This is a genomic window from Acinetobacter calcoaceticus, assembly GCF_051947995.1.
GTDB lineage: Bacteria > Pseudomonadota > Gammaproteobacteria > Pseudomonadales > Moraxellaceae > Acinetobacter.
This window is the reverse complement of record NZ_JBLVVH010000002.1, coordinates 579051-585707: the sequence shown is the minus strand read 5'-3', so window position 1 is coordinate 585707 and position 6657 is coordinate 579051. Positions and strand designations below refer to the sequence as shown.

The window sequence follows — 6657 nt, the reverse complement described above, 5'->3', positions numbered from 1 at the left end:
CTGCATCTACAGTTGCAGTGTAAGTCACGCCATTGATAACTAAAGTCACCACTGTCGTTGCTGCATCTGCAGGGATACCAGTTAAGGTACCTGTCACTGTTACTGTGCCAGTAGATTCTGCTGCGTTAAGAACGTTGTCCGCAGTTACTGGCGCAACAGTCAGTGTGCTACCTGTGGTATCTGGTGCAGTGGTATCCACAACATAGCTGTGATCTGCACTGACCGGACCTGTACCTGTTACATCCACGGTCACTTCAATGGTGCTGTCTGCATCTGCAGTCAAATCGCTACCTGGAACGGTCACGCTCCATGTACCATCCGCCTGTACGGTGGTGTTGTAATTGTTGCCGTTGACCACAACTGTCACTGCATCACCTGCAGTGAAGTCGCCTACAACCGCACCACTGACCGTTTGATCCACACCCGCTTCTGCTGCGTTAACGGTGTTATCGCCTGCAATCGGGTTGATCACCACCACTGGTGTGGTGATATCCACGGTGTAGCTGGCATCTGCTGTCACAGTTCCGGTGTTACCTGCGGCATCTGTTGCCGTAATGCTGACATTGATGGTGCTGTCTGCATCAAGCACTAACTGTCCGCCATCAACGGTCACGCTCCATAAGCCACCAGTTTGTACTGTGGTGGTGATGTCTACGCCATTGACGTTGACCGTAACCACGTCACCCACGGTGTATTCACCGGTTACCGTACCGCTGATGGTTTGATTGGTTGCGGCTTCGCCTGAATCTACAATGCCATCGCCTGCAATCGGATTGATGGTAATGGTGGTCGTGCTGTTGTCCGGACCAGTGGTATCCACTGTATAGACTTGCGTGTCAGTCACTGTGCTGCTGTTACCTGCTGCATCGGTGAAGGTCGCTGTGGCATCGATGGTTTTATCGCCATCGGCCAACAGGTCACTACCTGCCACATCCGCTGTCCAGTTACCTGTTGCTGCATCTACAGTTGCAGTGTAAGTCACGCCATTGATAACCAGGGTCACCACGGTGGTTGCTGCATCTGCTGGGATACCGGTTAAGGTACCTGTAATCGTGACATTGCCTGCACCCTCAGTTGCATTCACAACGTTATCGGCAGTCACCGCATCAATCGCAAGGGTTGCACCCGCTGGATTTGGTGGGGTCGCATCGACGGTTTCTGTACCTGGTACAGACGGGTTACCTGCAGGGTCGGTGGCAATCGCAGTGATGGTATCACCATCCACCAGACCGCCTGGGTTTGGTACAGTCCATTCGCCTGTTACCGGATCAGTCACCACATCAACGGTGCTGCCATCCGGGAAGGTCACAGTCACGGTTGAACCTGGTTCTGCCGTACCGGTGATTGGATCGGTGCCATTGACCGGATCAATCTCTGGGGCATTCGGTGCAGTCACATCCACTGTATAGACTTGCGTATCAGTGATTGTGCTGCTGTTACCTGCTGCATCGGTGAAGGTCGCTGTGGCATCAATGGTTTTATCGCCATCGGCCAACAGGTCACTACCTGCCACATCAGCTGTCCAGTTACCTGTCGCTGCATCTACAGTTGCAGTGTAAGTCACGCCATTGATAAGCAGTGTCACCACTGTAGTTGCTGCATCTGCCGGGATACCGGTTAAGGTACCTGTTACTGTCACTGTGCCAGTAGATTCTGCTGCGTTAAGAACGTTGTCTGCTGTTACTGGCGCAACAGTCAGTGTGCTACCTGTGGTATCTGGTGCAGTGGTATCCACAACATAGCTGTGATCTGCACTGACCGGACCTGTACCTGTTACATTCACGGTCACTTCAATGGTGCTGTCTGCATCAGCAGTCAAATCGCTACCTGGAACGGTCACGCTCCATGTACCATCCGCCTGTACTGTGGTGTTGTAATTGTTGCCGTTGACCACAACGGTCACTGCATCACCTGCAGTGAAGTCGCCTACAACTGCACCGCTGACCGTTTGGTCCACACCCGCTTCTGCTGCGTTAACGGTGTTATCGCCTGCAATCGGGTTGATCACCACCACTGGTGTGGTGATATCCACGGTGTAACTGGCATCTGCTGTCACAGTACCGGTGTTGCCTGCGGCATCTGTTGCCGTAATGCTGACATTGATGGTGCTGTCTGCATCAAGTACTAACTGTCCGCCATCAACGGTCACGCTCCATAAGCCACCGGTTTGTACTGTGGTGGTGATGTCTACGCCATTGACGTTGACCGTAACCACGTCACCAACCGTGTATTCACCGGTTACTGTACCGCTGATGGTTTGATTGGTTGCGGCTTCGCCTGAATCTACAATGCCATCGCCTGCAATCGGATTGATGGTAATGGTGGTCGTGCTGTTGTCCGGACCAGTGGTATCCACTGTATAGACTTGGGTATCCGTCACTGTGCTGCTGTTACCTGCTGCATCGGTGAAGGTCGCTGTGGCATCGATGGTTTTATCGCCATCGGCCAACAGGTCACTACCTGCCACATCCGCTGTCCAGTTGCCTGTCGCTGCATCTACAGTTGCAGTGTAAGTCACACCATTGATGAGGAGTGTCACCACTGTGGTTGCTGCATCTGCTGGGATACCGGTTAAGGTCCCTGTCACAGTAATGGTTGTTGTTGATTCAGCTGCATTCAACACGTTGTCCGCAGTCACCGCATCAATCGCAAGGGTTGCACCCGCTGGATTTGGTGGGGTCGCATCGACGGTTTCTGTACCTGGTACAGATGGGTTACCTGCAGGGTCGGTGGCAATCGCAGTGATGGTATCACCATCCACCAGACCGCCTGGGTTTGGTACAGTCCATTCGCCTGTTACCGGATCAGTCACCACATCAACGGTGCTGCCATCCGGGAAGGTCACAGTCACGGTTGAACCTGGTTCTGCCGTACCGGTGATTGGATCGGTGCCATTGACCGGATCAATCTCTGGGGCATTCGGTGCAGTCACATCCACTGTATACACTTGCGTGTCAGTCACTGTGCTGCTGTTACCTGCTGCATCGGTGAAGGTCGCTGTGGCATCAATGGTTTTATCGCCATCGGCCAACAGGTCACTACCTGCCACATCCGCTGTCCAGTTGCCTGTCGCTGCATCTACAGTTGCAGTGTAAGTCACGCCATTGATGACTAAAGTCACCACTGTGGTTGCTGCATCTGCAGGGATACCAGTTAAGGTACCTGTTACTGTCACTGTGCCAGTAGATTCTGCTGCGTTAAGAACGTTGTCCGCAGTTACTGGCGCAACAGTCAGTGTGCTACCTGTGGTATCTGGTGCAGTGGTATCCACAACATAGCTGTGATCTGCACTGACCGGACCTGTACCTGTTACATTCACGGTCACTTCAATGGTGCTGTCTGCATCAGCAGTCAAATCGCTACCTGGAACGGTCACGCTCCATGTACCATCCGCCTGTACTGTGGTGTTGTAATTGTTGCCGTTGACCACAACCGTCACTGCATCACCTGCAGTGAAGTCGCCTACAACTGCACCGCTGACCGTTTGGTCCACACCCGCTTCTGCTGCGTTAACGGTGTTATCGCCTGCAATCGGGTTGATCACCACCACTGGTGTGGTGATATCCACGGTGTAGCTGGCATCTGCTGTCACAGTTCCGGTGTTACCTGCGGCATCTGTTGCCGTAATGCTGACATTGATGGTGCTGTCTGCATCAAGCACTAACTGTCCGCCATCAACGGTCACGCTCCATAAGCCACCGGTTTGTACTGTGGTGGTGATGTCTACGCCATTGACGTTGACCGTAACCACGTCACCCACGGTGTATTCACCGGTTACCGTACCGCTGATGGTTTGATTGGTTGCGGCTTCGCCTGAATCTACAATGCCATCGCCTGCAATCGGATTGATGGTAATGGTGGTCGTGCTGTTGTCCGGACCAGTGGTATCCACTGTATAGACTTGGGTGTCAGTCACTGTGCTGCTGTTGCCTGCTGCATCAGTGAAGGTCGCTGTGGCATCAATGGTTTTATCGCCATCGGCCAACAGGTCGCTACCTGCCACATCGGCTGTCCAGTTACCTGTCGCTGCATCTACGGTTGCAGTGTAAGTCACGCCATTGATGACTAAAGTCACCACGGTGGTTGCTGCATCTGCAGGGATACCGGTTAAGGTACCTGTTACTGTCACTGTGCCCGCTGATTCTGCTGCGTTAAGAACGTTGTCCGCAGTCACCGCATCAATCGCAAGGGTTGCACCTGTATTGTCTGGTGCTGTGGTATCCACTGTATAGACTTGCGTATCAGTGATTGTGCTGCTGTTACCTGCTGCATCGGTGAAGGTCGCTGTGGCATCAATGGTTTTATCGCCATCGGCCAACAGGTCACTACCTGCCACATCGGCTGTCCAGTTACCTGTCGCTGCATCTACGGTTGCAGTGTAAGTCACGCCATTGATGACCAGTGTCACCACTGTGGTTGCTGCATCTGCAGGGATACCGGTTAAGGTACCTGTTACTGTCACTGTGCCAGCTGATTCTGCTGCGTTGAGGACGTTGTCCGCAGTCACATCATCAATCGCAAGGGTTGCACCTGTATTGTCTGGTGCTGTGGTATCCACTGTATAGACTTGCGTATCAGTGATTGTGCTGCTGTTACCTGCTGCATCGGTGAAGGTCGCTGTGGCATCAATGGTTTTATCGCCATCGGCCAACAGGTCGCTACCAGCAACATCGGCTGTCCAGTTACCTGTCGCTGCATCTACGGTTGCAGTATAAGTCACGCCATTAATTACAAGCGTAACAACCGTGCTTGCGGCATCGGCCGGAATATTCGTTAAAGTACCTGTGATGGTCACAGTGCCTGCTGATTCTGCAGCATTCAATACATTATCGGCAGTTACGTCATTAATGCTTAATACCGAACCTGTCGTATCTGGTGCATTGGTATCTACTGTATAGCTTTGATCAGCATTGATTGGTCCAACACCTGTAACTTCAACTGTTACATTGATTTTACTGTCTGTATCTGCAGTCAAATCGCTACCTGGAACAGTGACGCTCCATGTACCACCTGTTTGCAAGGTTGTCGTGTAGTCTGTGCCATTCACATTGACAGTGACTTTATCTCCCACAGTAAAGCTGCCAACCACTGAACCACTAATGGTTTGATCGACACCCGCTTCAGCTGCGTTAACAATATTATCCCCAGCAATCGGGTTAATCACTACAACTGGTGTGGTGATATCGACGGTATAAGTAATGTCTGCAGTGACATTACCCACGTTACCTGCGGCATCTGTTGCCTGAATAGTTACATTAATGGTTTTGTCTGTATCAAGCGCCAGTTGACCACCGTCAACTGTAATACTCCATACACCACCCGTCTGAACCGTTGTCGTGATATCCACGCCATTGACGTTGACAATAACGACGTCACCAACTTTATATTCGCCTGTTACGCTACCACTAATCGTTTGATCTGTGCCTGCTTCTGTTGAATCCAGAATATTGTCACCCGCAACCGGATTAATTGTAATCGTCGTTGTACTGTTGTCAGGGGCTGTTGTATCAACCGTATAAGTATGATCTGCAGTAACAGGACCAACGCCAGTTACATCTACAGTCACATTAATGGTTTTATCCGCATCTGTTGTTAGCTCAGTGCCAGCAACCTCAATACTCCAGTTACCATTGTTATCCAAAGTAGTGGTGTAATCTGTACCATTCACATTGACAGTGACTTTATCTCCAACAGTAAAGCTGCCAACCACTGAACCGCTAATGATTTGATTGACACCAGCTTCTGTTGCATTCAGAACGTTATCGCCCGCAATTGGATTAATCACCACAACAGGCGTGGTGATATCGACTGTGTAGGTCGCATCAGCCGTTACACTACCCACATTACCGGCGGCATCTGTTGCCTGAATAGTCACATTAATGGTTTTATCTGCATCTAGAACCAGTTGACCACCGTCGACTGTGATACTCCACAAGCCACCTGTCTGAACAGTGGTTGTAATATTGATGCCATTCACATTGACGGTAACTACGTCACCAACACGGTATTCACCCGTGACTTTACCGCTGATGACTTGACTGGCACCTGCTTCAGTTGAATCAACAACATTATCGCCCGCAATCGGGTCAATGGTAATCGTGGTCGTGCTGTTGTCCGGACCAGTGCTATCCACTGTATAGACTTGGGTGTCGGTTACGTTGCTGCTGTTACCGGCTGTATCAGTGAAAGTCGCTTTCGCATCAATGGTCTTATCGCTATCTGCCAACAAGTCACTACCTGCCACATCTGCCGTCCACTTACCTGTCGCCGCATCTACAGTTGCGGTATAGGTCACGCCATTAATCACAAGTGTAACAACGGTCGTAGCTGCATCTGCTGGAATACCGGTTAATGTACCTGTCACAGTCACTGTGCCAGCTGATTCAGCGGCGTTGAGGACATTGTCTGCAGTTACACCATCAATGGTCAGGGTTGCACCGGTATTGTCTGGTGCTGTGGTATCTACTGTATAGACCTGACTATCGGTTACGTTGCTGCTATTACCTGCGGCGTCAGTGAAAGTCGCTTTCGCATCAATAGTCTTATCGCTATCTGCCAACAAGTCACTACCTGCCACATCTGCCGTCCACTTTCCTGTTGCGGCATCTACAGTTGCGGTATAGGTCACGCCATTAATCACAAGTGTAACAACGGTCG

The 6657-nt window shown here is 51.1% G+C and carries 1 protein-coding gene; it reads right to left on the bottom strand.

Annotation, left to right across the window (positions count from 1 at the left end; translation table 11 throughout):
- Positions 1-6657: Ig-like domain-containing protein (locus ACNQO6_RS05860; protein WP_440208367.1), on the bottom strand; the 6657-nt coding region annotated here is incomplete at both ends.